Genomic DNA, 17,619 nt, shown 5'->3' with positions numbered 1-17,619 from the left:
ATATCCGCTCTGTATGGACATTCCTGATAACTATGACGAGAAGGCCGAGGAGGAGAAGCAATGAAGAAAATAATAGCAGGGGTAATCCTTATTTCAGTAATGTTAAATATTATTGTCGGGTTTGAAGGCGATAGGAAAGTCGAGGCTGCAAGTGCTTATATTACGGTGAATTCTTTTTCCGGCGCACTGGCCGACGAATTGGGACTGGTATATGAGCAAGGGAAAAACGGTGCTGCCAAAGCACTTCAGGAAGCCGGGATTATGAAGGAGGGAGATTTCAAGGATCTTGATAAAAGCCTTACCAGGGGAGATATGCTGGTCTTGCTAAACGGGGCTGATGAATATGTGAACAAAGATACGATAGAAGAATGGCGTGTCAATATGGTTCTGGAAAAGCGTATTTCGGATATTAAGAGTGTTTCTGCATCAAAGAGGACAGATATAGCAAAAGGATATTTAAAGGGCTTTATGAAGGGCTACAGCAACGGACATTATATCACGAACCGTAATCTGAAGCTGAAGAGTAAGGTGACAAAGAACGGCGCCTTATCCAGTGTAAAGATGATTAAGGATAAGTCCCTGCGGGCAAAGATCAGCCCGGATGGTCAGTTGATCCGGACAACAAACCTTCCGAAGAATGCAGAGAACTATGAATACATTCTGGCCAGCTTTCCGAATAAATTTTATGAAAGACAGTTTGAGTTCATGATTACGGATCAATATAAAGCTGGAGAAACCCGTGATTATTGGAGATATCCGGCTGAAATGAGAAACACCAAATTCCGTACTTGGAATGAGGAATGGGATTTTTCTATAGAAATGGACAAATATCTTTATGACTGGCAGAAGAAAGCTGAGGTTTATCTGCAGTATCTTTTCAATGTGGATTACCGGACAGTGGATGATAAATGGATTGAGGGATTGGCTTCCTGTTATGTAAGGAGCAATATTGATAAAGCTGCTGATATAAAAGATTATTATGTTAAGCATATGAAAGAAAATAAAGTTATAGTAGAAAGCTCTATTATTGCGGTTGAACCTTCTACATTTTACAAAGATAATGCTTATTGTATGAGAGCCTATATCCGTTACCGTATTACAGCTAAAGATATCAATGTAAAGCAAAATAGGCTACTGTGGGTACAATATCCCCAGTTAAAGGACTTAAAAAGTGGTGAATGGAGAGAAGGGATATTTGATATCCGCTTCGGAACAAATAACGGATATCAAGGTGATGGTTCGTACTTTGCTATTGATTATTTAAGCTGGTTTGCGGATGAAATTAATGTACCGGTAGATTAAGGGGGTAATTACGCTGAACAAAAGAGTTTTAATAAAGAGTATAACTATAATAGTTATATTACTGGCATTTCTGATAATTCCTTCATTTAGGACAAAGGCGGATGTTGTAGATGATTCGGAATCATTTCATGATGTTACTAATTCGGATAGGGAAGTGGTATTAACAGTGACAATGAGGGATGGAGTTATAACTATTACAGGTAAATCAACAGCAGCCTCTTCAAGCTCAACAATTCGTTGGAGGACAATCGGAATTAATATATCCAGGAATCCGATATCTACGACGGACACTTTTTATTCCAGCGCACACAAAAAGACTTTTAATGGAGTAGGCCCGGTCAGTGATGCTGGAACTTATAAGTATTTACCTTTTGACATGGGGAAAAAAGAAAGCAAGCAGAATGGAAACATTATTGAAACGACGATAACTTTTGATGCACAAAAAGTTGTAGACGCTCTGGGGGCAGATTTCGATGATATCACAGAGGATACCCCTATTTATCTTCATGCCGTATTTCAGACCTATAACTTTGATCCAAGGACGCAGACAGAGACCGGTATCAGAAAAAATAATATCCGGGACTGGAAGGCTATGGTGAGGGCTGAATCCTGGAGCGATCCGGATACACTAAACGATTTTCTTAAGTATTACAACATGAAAATTCTATTTAAGCCAGACGATCAGAAGAATGATCTTAAATTTCTGAAGGAAGATGAGAGCCAATTGATTAGTCCGGTTGCACTGGATTCCTTGAAGCCAGGAAGAACTCTTTCCTGGTCTACGGATAAGACAGTGATAAAAAGTGGGGGTAAGGACTACGAGCTGTATAAGCGGGTCATTAAAAGTAAAAAGAGCAATAGAGCCATACCCGGCGGTACCCAGGAGCTGGGGGGAAGCGTAACGGCGGACACTCTTCGGAAGGGCAGCACCCAGGTAAAGCTTGGCGGAATGGATATCTGTCTTTATTACAGGGAGGTGAAAAATAACGCTGCCATAAAGCTCTCTGCGGTGGATCAGGATACCGGTACGGTCATCAAGGACGAGATCGACAAAGCCGGCGTTTATGCCGGAGAAAAGTATACGCAGCCGGATGATAAGCTTTTTAGTAGTATAACCTATGGCGGAAAGACGTATAAGAGAACGGAGAAGTATTCTTTCACCTATACCAAGTCTAACGGCAGTGAAGCATCCGCAATGGATACCCTGAAGGGAAGCAGCGCTCCCTTATCCATAGAGATCCCTCATGATATTAAAGCGGGAACGACAATGTATGCCAAGATCTATTACCAGCAGGTGACGGATGGGGATATCCTGGTGACGGTGAATGCGGTCAATAAACTTACCGGGGAAACCATTAAAACCTTAACCACCGGCACGGTAAAAGGCGGAGCGGAGTATGATTATACAATCCGTGAAAGTAAAATAAGCCCCGGATCAAAAAATTATGACTATTCAGGTAACTGGAAGTGGTTTTACACTTCCTCCGGTTCCACTGTTGCCAGGGAGGGAAGCGGGGAGAAGGTTAGTTTCACCGCACCTTCGGCGGCAAAGGTTACCGGCGGGATCACTGTCAATGTGTTTTATACCGAAGGGGAGAGTGCCGGAAGCGGGAATATTACCTTGCGGGTGATTATGGTAACGGAGAACGGCTCTCTGATTTATGAAATTTCAAAAGAGAATATAACTCTTAATCAATCCATCTCAAAGACCGCCATTGATCCAAGATCAGTGGACGGCATATCTTACAGCTATCTCAATAAATGGGACTATGATTATACGACCATTTCTGGAAAAAATACCAAATCAGGAAACGGACAATACATATCCTTTACAATATCCGCCTCCACTCTTATGGATACCACTGTAACATTAAGGCTTTATTATAAAGCCCAGATAGAAGAAGTGACGGTACCGGAACCGGAAGATCCAATTTCCCTTCCCATGGATTCCCCCAGCCCCTATGCGGTAATTAACGGTGACAGGTACGGCAGTCCTTTTTTTACATCAGAAAAGGGCATCTCTACCACGGAAAGCCAGTATGTATTTCTGAAAACCAAGGATTATTTATTAGGATACACCCTGGTGAACCGGACAGGGAAGAGAACCTTTATGATTCCTGTGACCATGGTTTATACCCTGGAATATGTCTCGGCAACACCTCCCGAATACGGCGGGCCTGAGCCGGTTACGGATATTATAGCTGACACCCAGTATATCCCGGTGGAGCGGGCCTACTCCTATTGGGAGATCGCAGATCTACGGTATTACAATGTAAGTGATGCAAAGGTTTATAATTACTCCCTGCCGGATGGAGGAGTCACGCTGAATGCAAATCATGCCTTTACGGATATTCCGGCTTTGAACACCTGGCATTCCTCCAATGTGAATGACCATGTAATTCCGCCGCCGCAAGCTGCCGGTATTATTGTGTCCGCGCCGTTTCCGACTACTTCCGATGATAGTACCAGGCCGATTGCAGAGTTTATGGATCTTACCGCTTATGCCTGGATCATGACGGAGGAAGCAGGAGTGAAGAGTGATTATATCGAGTTTGATGGAAGCGTTGTGCTATCCAATGCCATAGGCAGTAAAATGGGGGGCTCCCCGGACATCTCTGATTTTGTCCACTGTTCCACTATGGTGGGAGAGAAAGCTCTCTATATTGATAAACAGGTAATTGATGCGAAAAAGATAAATGGGGTATATTCCTCTACGGCAAATGTAAACTATCAGCTCCATCCCTCCAGCGTAGGCTATGGACAGCAGCGGAAGAATTTCCAGGCAGAGGTAAATGATGTTACGGTCCATACGCCGGTGATTTGTGTCCCGGTAGTGAACGGGGATAATGATAAATGGACGCAGCTTCTTTCACCGGAGCCGGGGGCAGTACAGGTTGTACTTGATCCGGATACAGCATTGAATGATTTTACAGTGAAGATATCCAACACCCTGCTTCACAGCAACCGCCCCGGATATCTGAGCAGGGATTTTTCCCGGTCCTTCATCGATCCGGAATTTATCTCCTATATTGCCAGAAAAGACGGGGTGATAAGGAATGAGGTTTGCTTCCCCTTTGATGTTTATCTGGATACCCAGGGAGACAATAACAGGGCAAATGATAGATACATCAAAGCCGGCACCTGGTTTGTCCTGGGAAGGGATACCTTCCGTTTCTATGTCCCTATGTGGATCAAGGAGGGTGTTTATACGGCACAGTTTAGAACGGTAGCCGTAAACGGGGAGGACAGGCTTAGAATGACAGAAACCGCGCGCAATACCTCCAGGGATAATTACGTGGCCACCGCAGAGGTGATCTTTGAAATCTCCGGGCGGCTTTATGGTATGAAGATTTATGACATCTCAGACTATCCCAGGTGGGAGAATGTGTTCCGTCCGGGTGAAACGCTAAAGGTGAAGCTGTTTGAGGGGGCAGAGGATGGAACCATGCATTCCGGCTTTCATACGAACTATGCCTATTATTACGCTGTGGGGACAAAGAACCAGTACGGAGAAGAAACCGGAAGGTTAAGTAAATATACCTTCCCCCTGGTCAACGGCAGCCATCCGAAATATAAAAACCTTGGGGTGCTGAAAACCGGGTATGCCGTCCGATTCCTGATGGATACCACCGGGCAGATGTATGGAGGGGCCAGCAGCATGAAGATTATTCCCAGCTTTTATTATGTAGATGCGGATGGTAAGAACCGGAGATCCGTGGATCTTTATTATTCGGAAGAGATGAACGGGAAAAAACAGTCTTTAGTTAAAGTTGGGTCGGAATTGGATCTCATTAATATTAAAAAGGGCACCACAGGTAATCTCTACAGCCGGATACCGGAAAAAGAGCTGCTTAATACAGCAAAGGTCCGGAACATGACTTTAACGGAGCTTTCCCGCCAAAACGGCGCCATGTATTCTTATTCAACCTTTCGGTTACTGAGCCCGTTCCGCACCTTTATCGGTACGGATTATGCCTCTGTTATAACATCCCTGTCTTCTTATGATGATGTAAAGAAGGTGACAGGACTGGATAAAACCCAGATTTCAAGGTATATGCAGCGTTGGTATGGCACTTATAAGATTCCTACGGATGTTCGCGTGGCTGCGTCCGGTTATGATGTATATGGGCATCTAAAAAAGTATGGAATTGATTATAAGGAGAGCTTCTGGCTGAAAGGCGGGTACATCATTGTTAATTTCAATATTATTACCATCGATGAAAACGGCAAGGAACGCCTTTCTTATGCCAATGGGGACAATTACATGAATAACGGTAACTGTTCCATGCTGATGACGGAAGGAGCAATGATAGAAAAGACCGATTATAAGGGAACCCGGTTTTCATTTCGTGCAGGAGATTTTCTGGTGTACTACAGCAATAGAACATATGCCGATGACTATGAGGGACAGTTATACTAGAGACAAGCGGCCTGTTGCAGTGCCGACAGTAATCCTGTGCATTTTGTAGTAAATATAATCTAAAAATTGGTAAATATACATAATATTGAAAAATATTGTTGACATTTACATTAATTTGATATTAAAATAGGTTTATAAGAGATATACTTCTTTTATAAAAGCATCACAGCAATTTATTCTGAGGTTTGGATATATATTCTGTCAATTCTGTATATTCTTATATCAGTTAATTCCTGCTGACTTCCAGCACTTGTTCATGTCTCGGAGATGAATGCGGTGAATGTACAATTTAATTTTTCCAATAAAATGAGGAAGTAGAAAAGACTATGCCTTTTACTTCCTCATTTTATTGCAATTCTATAGAAAGGGGATGGGGAATTGCTGTTACAGAAGCTCTTTTATTCGGTCTTCCACCAGAAACATGTCCGCCGTAGGCTCAAAGCGTTCTACCACATTGCCCTTACGGTCAATTAAGAATTTGGTGAAGTTCCACTTTATACTGGGCTTATTCATGAAATCGGGGTCATCCGCGGTCAGCTTCGGCAGTAGTCTGGGCGTAATAGGATGGGCTTCATCAAAGCCTGCAAAGCCCTTCTGGCTGACAAGATATCGATATAGGGGGTGAGCATTTGCTCCGTTCACCTCAATCTTGGCGAAGGTGGGGAAAGAGACACCGTAATTGGATTCGCAGAAAGCATAGATCTCATCATTGGTGCCCGGTGCCTGGCTGCCGAATTGATTGCAGGGGAAGTCAAGAATAACAAAGCCTTCCGGGGAATACTTCTCGTATAAATCCTGCAGATCATCATATTGGGGAGTGAAGCCGCACTGGGTGGCAGTGTTTACAATGAGTAAAACCTTGCCCTCATACTCAGAAAGCGGTACTTCCTCCTCATGCCTGTTCTTTACAGTAAAATCATAAATATTCATATTCTCATATCCTTTCTGTTTATTTTATAAGAGGTTCAAAATGAAATAATTTTTCTTATGAAATTCGAATGATTTATTACAATTAAATTGTATGCTATTTAAAGCTTTTTGTCAAGATACAATGAAACTAAAAAATGCTAAATAGAATTACTTGATTCCTGTTGTGAAAATCTAAAAAATGAGGTATGATTTAAAACGTAGTGGTTTTGATAGTCATTATTGAGACCATTTGGCATCTGCCGGTTAATGTAACACTCTAGGAGGAAATGAGTTGAGAAAGAAATCGCATATTTCACTTGCGAAGCACCTGACGAACAACATGAACGTACAGGATTTGCACCAGCACAAAAAGGCATTTTACATAGGAAGTATTTTGCCGGATCTGACCCCATCGTTTTTTACTAAAAGACATACAATAGATGAGACTTTCGAGATACTAATGGAAGAGATTAGAAAGATAACAATTGATTATGACATAAATAAAGGAATTAACAGCTATTATGCAAGACATCTTGGAGTAATAACCCATTATTTATCTGACTACTGTACTTTCCCGCATAACTCTATATTTGAGGGAAGTTTTACGGAACATGTTTATTATGAGAAAGCATTGAAGCTTTCCCTGAAGGAATATATCCGAAGCGGCAAAGCACAGCGGGTGCGTACCGGGTATAAGCGGTATCAGACCATTGAAGAGATTAGTCAATTTATCTTGAAGACCCACAAGGAATACTTAAAAGCAATCAAATCCGTGAAGGATGATATTTATTTCATTATTGACTTGTGTTTCAAGGTGGTGGATGCCATACTGATGTTCTTTGAAATGGCAACTCTGCGGGTGGAGAGCAGATTAGGAATTAAGATGGAATATTCTCATAGCTAGGCGGATTGATCATCAGTAAGATCAATATTTTAGAAAAGATTGATGCTAAGGGGCAGAACCATATTCGGATGGTGTCTGCCCCTTTGTGTATCCTGACGTTTCCCAAGAAACCGGATGCGCTCCGATTGGAATCAAATAAGAGTAAACGGCCATAAGGGATAAAATAATATTCAGAAGGTACTCGATTTATGCGTCTATATTTGCTATACTATATGATAATCCTGTGCTGCCAGGATATGGCCGAGGGAAGGGCAGCAGGGGAAGGGCAGGAGTGGATGAGGTTTGGAGAATTGTCTCTATCATGGGAAACTGGTGTGTACTTATGATCTGAAGGATGAAGATGGCCTTTATTATGAGGAGCTGGTTCTGGAATGGAAGGAAGCGGCTGCCAGAGGTGGTTTACACTGTATAGAGTGCGGCAAACGGGTATATCTGGCTGCAGGACCCGTAAAAGAACCGTATTTCGCCCATTATGATCTGGAGGAATGTGATTATGGAAAAGGGCAGGAATCGGAGGAGCTTAAGAGAGGAAAACGCCTTCTCTATCATCTGGCAAAGCGCAGCTTTCCCGAAGGCAGCGTTCTTGCCCGGCATCGTATGGATAATGGCATGTACTCTTCGGTGTTCTGTTCCGGGACAGGGTATGCGGTAGCGTTGGATTACCGGTTGGTGAATAACAGTCTGGAAAAGTACAGAATACGGGACGATTATTATCACGGACAGGGCATTCATCCGGTCTATATTATGGGAAAGCGGCAGCAGAAGGATACAAAACAGCTGGACTGGTATCAGAATCTGGTGCAGAACTCCATGGGGTATCTGATCTTTCTTGACGCGGCTGATGAGGTGCTGACTTTAAAGAAGTGTTACGGATACCGCATCGGGAAGGAGCGGCGTTTTAAATACCAGCTTCAATCCTATCCCATCAGGGAGCTTCTGCTGGATACCCGTGGACAGTTGATTTGTGATTTCGCTGAAAAAGGCTTTGAGATTGAGCGGCAGATCGAAGAGGAGAAGCGTATCCATCAAAAGCGGGAGGAGCAGCTGAAACGCCTCAGAGAAGAAGAGCGTCTTAAGGAAGAGCAGCGCAAGGAAGCATGGCTCAAGGAAAAATGGCGTAAAGAAGAGGAGCCCTCCGTTAAGATAAAGGATCTTAACAGACTAAGCCGCGAGGAGATCCTATCCAGGGGTTTAAATCCGGATATCTATGCAAGGTGTATTGCGATGATAGAACGGGGCGAGGGACATCTGGTGGCAAAGAAATATTTTGATATCATAACGGCTTGATGAAGCAAGCTGATGTGACATCCGGCAGACAACAGGTTACGGTTTGGCCCATTGGACGGACTGCAACGATGACAAAAGGAGGAAATGACATGGCCATTGACAAGGTCAGAGAATACTTTAGACAATGGGGGAGAGACGGGGATATCCTGGAATTTGACACTTCAAGTGCGACGGTGGAACTGGCTGCAAATGCCCTTGGCGTGGAACCCGGCAGAATTGCCAAGACCCTGTCCTTTAAGACAGGGGAGGGAGCGATGCTGGTAATTGCCGCAGGGGATGCCAAGATTGATAATGCCAGGTTCAAGGCAGAATTCGGTATGAAGGCGAAGATGCTGACCCCGGAGGAGGTAGTGGAATATACGGGGCACGCTGTCGGCGGAGTCTGTCCCTTCGCGTTAAGCCATGAGCTTCCGGTATATGCAGATATCTCTATGAAACGTTTTACGACGGTATTTCCTGCATGTGGAAGCAGTAATTCGGCGGTTGAGTTGTCCTGTGAGGAGCTGGCGGAGTATTCCGGAAGCCGCCGCTGGGTTGATGTCTGCAAGAGCTGGCAGGCTGACGAAGCAGAAGAGTAGAAGGAAAGCATAAAATAGAAGGAAGTACAAAATAGAAGGAAGAACAAAACAGAGAGAAGAACAAAACAGAGAGAAGAACAAAATAGAAAAAGGAAAAGAAGAAAGAGAAGAAAAGAGATAAGAATAGAGCAGAGTAAAACATAAAAATAAGAAGACCAGGAAAATGAAACGAAAGGGAGAAAATAATATGATACACGAAGAAATTAATATTAATGCAGACGGCTGTGAAGCCACCCTGACCACCTACCTTCTCAGCAACTCACCGGAGATTGATCCGAACAGGGTGCGGCCGTTGGTGATTCTGTGCCCGGGAGGGGGATACCGGTTTGTATCCGCCCGCGAAGCGGAACCGATTGCAATTCAACTAAACGCGATGGGGATTCACGTTGCCATCTTAAGATATTCCATCTATCCGGCAAAGTTCCCGACGGCTCTGACCCAGCTGGCAAAATCAGTAGCCTATGCCAGGAAGCACGCGAAGGAATGGAATGTGAGGAAGGACCGCATTATAGTAATGGGCTTCTCGGCTGGAGGCCACCTGGCTGCCAGTCTGGGAACCCTGTGGCATGAGCCGTTTCTGGCAGAGATTATGCAGACGGAGAAGGGAAATTACCGGCCTGACGGTATGCTGCTATGCTATCCGGTAATCACCTCCGGAGAATATGCGCACAGGGATTCCTTCCGTTCCCTGCTGCAGGAGCGCTATGATGAGCTGGTGGAGGAGATGTCCCTGGAGAGAAGGGTTACGGAATTCACTCCTCCCACCTTCCTGTGGCATACCTTTGAGGATGGAGCGGTGCCGGTTGAAAATGCGCTTTTCCTCGCCCAGGCATTAAATGAGAAGAAGGTTCCTTTTGAGCTGCATGTATATCCCAAGGGCGGCCATGGACTTGCCCTTGCCACGGAAGAGACCAGAAGCATCCATGATCAGGGGCCTTTAGTGCAGGAGTGCCAGAACTGGATCAGTATGGCAGGAACCTGGGTAAAGAATTTATAAAAAAGGGGAAGGGTGCTCCTTTGCAGAATGAATGGAAGCTGGGGGGAAAGAAATGCATTTTAACTGTTTTGGGGAAAAAAGCAATCCACATATTCTTCTGATTCACGGTGTTCTCACACCTTGGCAAATATGGATGCCGCAAATAGAGTATTTTCAGAAAAAATATTATGTAATTGTTCCGGCTTTGGATGGGCATGAAGCGGGTAAACAAAGCAAATTTATATCGATAGAAGAGGAAGCGAAGAAAATGGAAGGCTATTGTTCTGAGCATACCGGGACGGATCTGCTGGCAGTATGCGGCCTTTCCATGGGAGGGGCTATCGCACACCTGCTTTGGAAAAAGAGCGTCTTGAAAATACAAAATCTTATTTTAGATGGAGCGTCTCTTGTGCCCTATGGGAGGTTTATGAAATCCGTAATGACGAAACAGTACCTTGATATTGTGCGCAAATCAAAGGAGAGGGCCCCAAAAACACTGGAAAGCTTTAAAAAAGTATTTCTTCCGGAAAAATATCTGAAGGATTACCTTGCTTTCATTGATTATCTGGACGAGGAATCTATGGCAAATATGATATTGTCCATGAGCAGCAGTTCCTTAATTATCAATGATATTTCATTGGAAACAAGAATTCTATACCTGCATGGGACAAAAATGAACGAAATGCTTTCCCGGAAATCAGCGGAGCAAATAGGAAAGGCATACCCCAATACAAAGGTAATTCGATTCGACGGCTGCTCTCATTGTGAAAAAGTAATTTATGCTCCTGCACAATGGATAGACCTTATTGAGGGATTTTTGAATAGGGAGTAAAGCGATGTACCACAGAAGGGCTGAATGCCATCACAAATCTACATAAGAAAAAGGCCTGCGTCCATAATGACATGATTGTCAGTAAATCTGCTCCCGCACCGGTGTGTGACGGGAGCTTTTTATGGCTGCAGGCCTTATATAAACCCTATATTGCTAATTCTAATCCTTTTTCCTCACCGCCTGAAGCGCATGGATGATCTCGGCAATATACAGGTAATGATAATCCTTGTTGGAATAAAACGTGGATTTAAAGCGTTCCTCCAGCAGTCCCTCTTCTCCCAGCTGCTGAACATGAAGCTTTCTGCAGAACAGCACATGGCCGGCCTCTGAGAAATATGGAATTCCTTCATACTCTGCCAGGGTCAGGCCTGATTTTGTAATCTTATCTTCGTGGCGGCCGGATACGGTGCCCAGATAATTCAATTCCTTCCGGTATTCCTTACCGAGAAAGCTTAGGGAGAAAGCATCCTCACGATCCAGGAACTCCTTTGTATAACGCTGGGGGCGCACTACAATAAAGGCTGCATTCTTGCCGTACATCACTCCAAGCCCTCCCCAGGAGGCGGTCATGGTGTTAACCTTATCTTTATCACCGGCAGTAATCAGCATCCAGTCCTTTCCTATCATCTGAAAGGGATTCTTTCGTATCATATCCGGTGCAACTTCTTTAAATGTGTTCATGGAAAATTATCGCTCCTTTTCATTATTTTCGTAATATCAGAAGTAATTTTATTATACGCTAAGATGACAGCGGATGCAATGCTGCAATTCTGATTTCACAATCACTTTAGGATAGCATATACTGATTATAAAGTATATTGCAGAAGTGTTTCCTGTTTTCAGGAGGGACTTTTGGACTGCCGTGAGCAGCGGGGAGGATGTATGATAATTCATGTAGTGCAGGCGGGGGATACGCTCAGTTCTATTGCCGGACAGTATGGAGTGACGCCGGAGCTTATTATTTTGGAAAACGAGCTGCCCAACCCGGAAAGACTTATAGTAGGGCAGAGCATCGGCATCAGAGTGCCGGAAGTGGTTCATACCGTGGTTCCGGGTGAGACCTTATTCAGCATCGCGGAGCAATATGACACCACTCCCAATCGGATTCTTCAGAATAATCCGTGGGTTGCCGTAAATGAATTTTTGGCTGAGGGGGATGAATTAGTCATTACCTATGAGGGGGATGAAGTGATCGATACTTTGACCTTTAACGGATATGCCTATCCCTTCATTAACCGCGAGGTTCTGCGCCGCACTCTTCCTTTTCTCACCTATCTGTCAATTTTTACTTATGGCTTTACTCCGGCCGGGGAGCTGGTTCCGGTTGATGATGAAGAGCTGATTGCAATTGCCAATGAGTTTGGCGTCGGTCCTATTATGATGCTGGCGCCCATGACTGCGGGAGGAGCCTTCAACAGCCAGATAGCCCATGATATGTTTACTAATCCGGAGGGGCAGGCGGCGCTGATTGAAAATATTGTTGCCAATATGCAGGCAAAGGGGTATGTGGGACTGGATATTGATTTCGAATTTATCCTTCCGGAGGATAAACAGGGCTTTATAAACTTTATAGCAGCCGCCACTGAAAGGCTGCATGAGGAAGGCTATATTACCATGGTCGCCCTGGCCCCAAAAACTTCCGGGGATATGGTAGGGCTGCTGTATGAAGCCCATGACTACCCGGCTATCGGAGCCATAGCGGATAAGGTGTTATTAATGACATATGAATGGGGTTATACCTACGGACCGCCCATGGCAACTGCTCCTGTCAATATGATGAGACGCGTTCTGGGATATGGGGTTTCCGTCATTGATCCTGATAAAATACTCATGGGGATTCCCAATTATGCCTATGACTGGCCGCTCCCTTTCATTAGCCGGGAGACATCCGCAGAATCACTCAGTAATCAGAGTGCAATTGAACGGGCAGTCCAGTATGGGGTGACTATCCAGTTTGATGAATTGGCACAGTCTCCTTTCTATTACTATACGTCGGAGGAAGGCATCCAGCATGTGGTTTGGTTCGACGATGTGAGGAGTATGAGATCCAAGCTGGCGCTGATGCCGGAATTCGGCTTGAACGGGGGAGGGGTATGGCAGATCATGAATTTCTTCCCGGGACTATGGTTAGTGGTCGCATCCCAGTTTAATGTTACGAAGATATAAAACAAAGATCGGAACGGGGAGAGTGTCTGCGCGGAAGGGTGCCATAGTAAAAACTCTTGATGATCTGTAAAAAGTCTGTTATACTTCTCAACATAGGCGATTGAGACTTTTCGCATTTATACACTGAAGAGGAGATCATCATGGGTAAGAAGATTATAAAGGAAATTCTCAGCTGGGTTATGATTTTTGTTTTTGCTATTATAGCAGCAAACTTGATCAAGAGATACATCATATTTAACGTGGAGGTACCCACGGGCTCCATGGAGAATACCATTATGATAGGCGATAAGGCCTCGACCTTCCGGCTGGCGTATCTGTTCAGTGATCCCAAGAGGGGGGATATCGTAGTATTTCCCTATCCGGACAATGAAGAAATGGATTATATCAAGCGGATTATCGGATTGCCCGGGGAGACAATAGAGGGCAGGGACGGGTTGGTTTACATCAATGGAAAGCCTCTGAAGGAAGACTATGTGACCGCGAAGCTTGACAGTGACTTCGGTCCTTACACCATTCCGGAGGACTGCTACTTTATGATGGGAGATAACCGCAATAATTCTGCCGATTCAAGGTATTGGAATAATAAATACCTTGCCAGGGATAAAATAGAAGGAAAAGCCATATTAAAATACCCTGATTTCACCTGGTTCGGAACGGTCCACTATGAATAACAGAAAAAAGAAACGGTGCTTCATCATAGGCGGTACGGAGAAATCAAAGAGTTAGGGAATGGATTGGAGAAGAGTATGAATAGTAAGGTAACGAAAGAAATTATAAGCTGGGTTTTGGTGATTGGAATTGCGGTTCTGCTGGCTCTGGCCATCAATAAATGGGTGATTTATAAGATCAGCTCCCCGACCCCGTCTATGGAAAACACTTTCCTGGTAGGAGAGAAGGTGGTAATTCTGCGTCCGGCCTATCTCTTTCATGAACCGGAGCGCGGAGATATTGTCGTGTTCGCCAATCCGGAGGAAGAGGGGGAGGACGACTATATTAAGAGAATCATCGGCCTGCCGGGTGAGACCGTCGAAGGTCATGACGGAGTGGTTTATGTTAACGGACAACCCTTAGAGGAAGACTATCTCAGGGAAGAGATGGAGGGTTCCTTCGGTCCTTATGAGATACCGGAGGGGACGTACTGGATGATGGGGGATAACCGGAATGAATCGGGGGACTCCAGATACTGGGCGGACAAGTTTGTTCCGAAGGGAGACATCCATGGAAAAGCCCTCTTTAAATATCCCGGGTTAACCTGGTTTCACGATGTGGATTATTCCATCGATGAGTAATGCAGTATTAAATTGATAACAGGGTTAAAAAACCGTCGGGAGCCTGCATGGACAGAAGGTCTGTGCAGCTTCCCGGCGGTTCTTGCGTTAAGCGGTCAATCCGTTTAAAAATAGCTCACATTAATTTTCTTGCCCACCTTCCTGAGGCAATCCGCCAGTTCGTCCACAAGACGCATCTTGATACTGAAATGAATGGGCAGGCTGGGATTTTGGTGGGCGGGGTTGATGGCCCTTCCCACATAGAAATTAATATCGGTTGCTTCTTCAAACAGCAGCTGGGTGATGAGAGAAGCTGCATCCTTCTTGCAGCTCCATTGAATATAGCAGGCATTATCCTCAATATAGCTTTTGGCATAATGGAGGACACGGCTGAAGGTGATCACTCCTTCGGTAACCAGATCAATCCCCTCCACCTTGGAAATGGGGGGAATCTCCGGGTCGGGATAATCAATGCTTGTCACCATTTCCTTCCCGAGAAATTCTGCGGCAAGGGTGGAGGTGGTTCCTCCGCATACAATATGCTTTCCCTCCTTCGAGAAGAACAGGGTGAGCATCTTCGAAAGGTCCTTGGGATCCGAAGGCGGGCCGATCATGAGATTAACGGGCTGCCGGTTACGGATCTTCATAGAGGCGATGGTCGTATCATCGCCCGGATGTCCGCCGTACAGCATGGAGCATTGATCCAATAAAAGCGTGGAAATCGTTTTGGCGGAATAGCTGCATTCGTAGACGCCCTCCAGAAATTCAATAATATTATGACGCTGCCACCCGAAATTCAGAGTTCTTCCCACACCGGCATAGATGGCGCCGTCGCTCATGGCTACCAGCACATCGCCGGAGAATAGCTCAAACTTTGATTTATAGATATTCTTTTCGCCGATCTGCATACTGATCATATCATATTCGCAATTCACACCGCCCCGCAGAAGAATCACATGGGGATTGTCATATTGTATTACCTCTGCGGTTTTATTATCAATCACCCGTATAATCGTAAAGGTTGAGTAAGCAATTCCGCGTTTTTCACATACGGGAAGGGTGGAGGCCACCGTGGTGACACAATCCTCCAGAGACATATTATTTGCCATCATGGTGGAAATGATTTTGGAGGTGAGGGTGGACAAAATATTAGCCTTCACCCCGCTGCCCAGGCCGTCCGCCAGTACCATAACCACAGAACCGTCCTCGCCCTCCACGATTTCTACATGGTCTCCGCATAGCTGCTCGCCATATTTCTTCAGGCTGTAGTAGCCGATATCCGTACATAGATTATTCATTTTGCAGCGTCTCCTTCAGATTGGTCAGCGCGATCTTCGTTTCCGCTGTGGTCTCACCCAGGAGGGAGGCGATCTCCTGTACAACACGCATCTGTTTTTCAATTACCTTGTCTGTAATCTCCATGGTCTGCCGGCTGATTTCTTCCTTCTTCAGCCGTGAATTCTCCTCGGCGGTAATATCGCGCAGGATGCTGATGATGATATGGTAGGTCTTGTCATAGATGACGGTTTCCATCACATATTTCTGGTAATCAGCGAGGTAGACCAGCTTATCATGAATATTGCGTCCGCTGGTCATCACCTCCAGGTAGGAAGCAGGATTGAGCAGCCGTACCACGGGAGCGCCCAGAATATCGCTCTTATGCTTGATATTTAAGATTTCCTTCGCCGCCCGGTTGACCTGCTGGATCTCCAGGTCCTCATTGAGGACAAGCACTCCGTTGGGCATATTATAGATGATATTGTCGGAGAAATTCTCCGCCTTTTCCTTCAGGAAGGGAAGACACATGGTGAGATCCGCCTTACCCTGAAGCACGGCAATTGCCTTGTCCCGGCAGGTATTATAGCCGCAGCTGCCGCAGTTTAACTCCTGTTCCGGCTGGGACTTCCCCATCTTACGCAGGATTTCCTGAATAGCGCTGCTGCCGGGCATCTGATTGGAGAAACCCAGATAGGTGAAATGCTTCTGCAGATGTTCCGGTTCCGGGAGCTCCACAGCAAAATCCTTCTCCCTTGCAAAGCGGTTGACCTTAATAAAATCAGTGAGGGGCATACGGCGTTCCTTGTCTATGGCAGGACCTCCGACACAGCTCCCGGAGCAGGCGGACATCTCGATAAAGCAATTGTGTAATTCGCCGTTTGCGATATTAGTCAGGGCCTTCATGCAATTATCGAGCCCATCAATAACGATAAAATTATAATCCAGATCCTCCGTGAACATGGAACGGATAATTCCGCCGGGGATGGGAAACAACCGGGCTCTTCCCTGGGCCCAAGCCGGATCCCCGCCGCCGGGGGAAATGGTAATATTCTCTTCCTCCAGCCAATGGGACAGCTCCTCAAAGGTAAGAACACAATCCACAATACCGGGATACAGATCGGCCTCCTCCTTCTTGGAAATGCAGGGGCCGATAAAAACAGTATGTGCCCCCGGATGCTCTTCCTTCAGCTTTGTGCAGTGGGCCTGCATGGGGGAAAGCACAGGAGCGAGGTAGGAGAGTGCCTCGGGGTAATATTTTTGAATCAATATGTTCACGGTGTGGCAGCAGGAGGAGATAATTGCTTTTCCGTTCCCTTCCCGTATCATAGCCTCATACTGGCTTTTGACTATGGTTGCGCCGATGGCTGTTTCCTCCACGCCGGCAAAGCCCAGTCTGGTCAGAGCCTCGGTAAGAGAGGAGAGGTCCGCCCCATTATAGTTGGCAATAAAGGAGGGGGCCAGGCTGACATATACCGGATTTCCCGAAGCCAGCAGTTCCCGGGCGATATTGATATCACTGCGGATTTGTTTGGCGTTCTGGGGACAGGCAACAAAGCATTCGCCGCAGAGGATGCATTGTTCCTTGACGATATGAGCCTGATGATCGGAGAAACGAATGGATTTTACAGGGCAGTGCCGGATGCATTTATAGCAGTTCTTACAATTTGATTTTTTAAGCTGTATGTAGTGGTTCATTTTA

General features: G+C 45.4%; 14 protein-coding genes. 10 read left to right on the top strand and 4 right to left on the bottom strand.

The window, feature by feature from the left end; all coding sequences use genetic code 11:
* The first annotated feature begins 60 nt into the window (after positions 1–60).
* Positions 61–1,302 carry a hypothetical protein gene (locus HNQ56_RS04680; RefSeq protein WP_429143308.1) on the top strand — a complete coding sequence of 414 codons (1,242 nt, stop codon included), beginning with the start codon at positions 61–63 and terminating at the stop codon, positions 1,300–1,302.
* A 376-nt stretch (positions 1,303–1,678) separates the two neighbouring features.
* On the top strand, positions 1,679–5,722 hold the full coding sequence (locus HNQ56_RS04675) for a DUF5704 domain-containing protein (RefSeq protein ID WP_429143307.1): 4,044 nt from the start codon (positions 1,679–1,681) through the stop codon (positions 5,720–5,722).
* A 384-nt stretch (positions 5,723–6,106) separates the two neighbouring features.
* Here HNQ56_RS04675 and HNQ56_RS04670 read toward each other — a convergent pair whose 3' ends face one another.
* Positions 6,107–6,652, bottom strand: a complete 546-nt coding sequence (locus HNQ56_RS04670; RefSeq protein ID WP_429143305.1) for a glutathione peroxidase — start codon at positions 6,650–6,652, stop codon at positions 6,107–6,109.
* A gap of 271 nt (positions 6,653–6,923) precedes the next feature.
* On the opposite strand from HNQ56_RS04670, the gene HNQ56_RS04665 reads away from it, so the two are divergent.
* The 5 genes from HNQ56_RS04665 (at position 6,924) to HNQ56_RS04645 (ending at position 11,208) form a co-directional block, all read left to right on the top strand.
* Entirely contained in the window at positions 6,924–7,535 is a 612-nt protein-coding gene (locus tag HNQ56_RS04665; protein ID WP_429143303.1) for a zinc dependent phospholipase C family protein, read from the top strand.
* A 282-nt stretch (positions 7,536–7,817) separates the two neighbouring features.
* Complete coding sequence (locus HNQ56_RS04660; RefSeq protein ID WP_429143301.1) at positions 7,818–8,822, top strand: competence protein CoiA family protein; 1,005 nt, start codon at positions 7,818–7,820, stop codon at positions 8,820–8,822.
* An 89-nt stretch (positions 8,823–8,911) separates the two neighbouring features.
* Complete coding sequence (locus HNQ56_RS04655; protein ID WP_429143299.1) at positions 8,912–9,400, top strand: YbaK/EbsC family protein; 489 nt, start codon at positions 8,912–8,914, stop codon at positions 9,398–9,400.
* A 187-nt stretch (positions 9,401–9,587) separates the two neighbouring features.
* On the top strand, positions 9,588–10,397 hold the full coding sequence (locus HNQ56_RS04650) for an alpha/beta hydrolase (RefSeq protein ID WP_429143297.1): 810 nt from the start codon (positions 9,588–9,590) through the stop codon (positions 10,395–10,397).
* Between the two features lie 31 nt (positions 10,398–10,428).
* Entirely contained in the window at positions 10,429–11,208 is a 780-nt protein-coding gene (locus HNQ56_RS04645) for an alpha/beta fold hydrolase (RefSeq protein WP_429143295.1), read from the top strand.
* A 159-nt stretch (positions 11,209–11,367) separates the two neighbouring features.
* Here HNQ56_RS04645 and HNQ56_RS04640 read toward each other — a convergent pair whose 3' ends face one another.
* A complete protein-coding gene (locus HNQ56_RS04640) occupies positions 11,368–11,889 on the bottom strand; it encodes a flavin reductase family protein (protein ID WP_429143293.1) in 522 nt (173 codons plus the stop codon).
* Positions 11,890–12,090: 201 nt separating this feature from the next.
* Between HNQ56_RS04640 and HNQ56_RS04635 the strand changes: the two genes are divergently transcribed.
* From HNQ56_RS04635 to lepB (HNQ56_RS04625), 3 genes are all read left to right on the top strand, one after another.
* On the top strand, positions 12,091–13,374 hold the full coding sequence (locus HNQ56_RS04635; RefSeq protein ID WP_429143292.1) for a glycosyl hydrolase family 18 protein: 1,284 nt from the start codon (positions 12,091–12,093) through the stop codon (positions 13,372–13,374).
* Between the two features lie 140 nt (positions 13,375–13,514).
* Positions 13,515–14,045 (top strand): signal peptidase I, encoded by a 531-nt coding sequence (lepB, locus tag HNQ56_RS04630; RefSeq protein ID WP_429143290.1) that lies wholly within the window; start codon positions 13,515–13,517, stop codon positions 14,043–14,045.
* A gap of 75 nt (positions 14,046–14,120) precedes the next feature.
* On the top strand, positions 14,121–14,663 hold the full coding sequence (gene lepB, locus HNQ56_RS04625) for a signal peptidase I (protein ID WP_429143288.1): 543 nt from the start codon (positions 14,121–14,123) through the stop codon (positions 14,661–14,663).
* A 104-nt stretch (positions 14,664–14,767) separates the two neighbouring features.
* On the opposite strand, the gene HNQ56_RS04620 is transcribed toward lepB (HNQ56_RS04625), so the two are convergent.
* Together HNQ56_RS04620 and HNQ56_RS04615 are read right to left on the bottom strand one after the other, a co-directional pair.
* A complete protein-coding gene (locus HNQ56_RS04620; protein WP_429143286.1) occupies positions 14,768–15,940 on the bottom strand; it encodes a SpoIIE family protein phosphatase in 1,173 nt (390 codons plus the stop codon).
* Entirely contained in the window at positions 15,933–17,615 is a 1,683-nt protein-coding gene (locus HNQ56_RS04615; RefSeq protein WP_429143284.1) for a [Fe-Fe] hydrogenase large subunit C-terminal domain-containing protein, read from the bottom strand. Before HNQ56_RS04615 ends, HNQ56_RS04620 begins: the two co-directional genes overlap by 8 nt.
* Between the last annotated feature and the right edge of the window lie 4 nt (positions 17,616–17,619).

Source organism: Anaerotaenia torta (assembly GCF_050433395.1).
GTDB classification, from domain to species: Bacteria; Bacillota; Clostridia; order Lachnospirales; family Lachnospiraceae; genus Mobilitalea; species Mobilitalea torta.
This window is presented reverse-complemented; position numbering and strand designations above follow the sequence as displayed.

Excerpts from the sequence above, each read along its gene's own strand:
- HNQ56_RS04680 (WP_429143308.1), top strand. The coding sequence starts at position 61 with ATGAAGAAAATAATAGCAGGGGTAATCCTTATTTCAGTAATGTTAAAT.
- HNQ56_RS04675 (WP_429143307.1), top strand. The coding sequence starts at position 1,679 with ATGGGGAAAAAAGAAAGCAAGCAGAATGGAAACATTATTGAAACGACG.
- HNQ56_RS04670 (WP_429143305.1), bottom strand. The coding sequence starts at position 6,652 with ATGAATATTTATGATTTTACTGTAAAGAACAGGCATGAGGAGGAAGTA.
- HNQ56_RS04655 (WP_429143299.1), top strand. The coding sequence starts at position 8,912 with ATGGCCATTGACAAGGTCAGAGAATACTTTAGACAATGGGGGAGAGAC.
- HNQ56_RS04650 (WP_429143297.1), top strand. The coding sequence starts at position 9,588 with ATGATACACGAAGAAATTAATATTAATGCAGACGGCTGTGAAGCCACC.
- HNQ56_RS04645 (WP_429143295.1), top strand. The coding sequence starts at position 10,429 with ATGGAAGCTGGGGGGAAAGAAATGCATTTTAACTGTTTTGGGGAAAAA.
- HNQ56_RS04640 (WP_429143293.1), bottom strand. The coding sequence starts at position 11,889 with ATGAACACATTTAAAGAAGTTGCACCGGATATGATACGAAAGAATCCC.
- HNQ56_RS04635 (WP_429143292.1), top strand. The coding sequence starts at position 12,091 with ATGATAATTCATGTAGTGCAGGCGGGGGATACGCTCAGTTCTATTGCC.
- lepB (WP_429143290.1), top strand. The coding sequence starts at position 13,515 with ATGGGTAAGAAGATTATAAAGGAAATTCTCAGCTGGGTTATGATTTTT.
- lepB (WP_429143288.1), top strand. The coding sequence starts at position 14,121 with ATGAATAGTAAGGTAACGAAAGAAATTATAAGCTGGGTTTTGGTGATT.
- HNQ56_RS04620 (WP_429143286.1), bottom strand. The coding sequence starts at position 15,940 with ATGAATAATCTATGTACGGATATCGGCTACTACAGCCTGAAGAAATAT.
- HNQ56_RS04615 (WP_429143284.1), bottom strand. The coding sequence starts at position 17,615 with ATGAACCACTACATACAGCTTAAAAAATCAAATTGTAAGAACTGCTAT.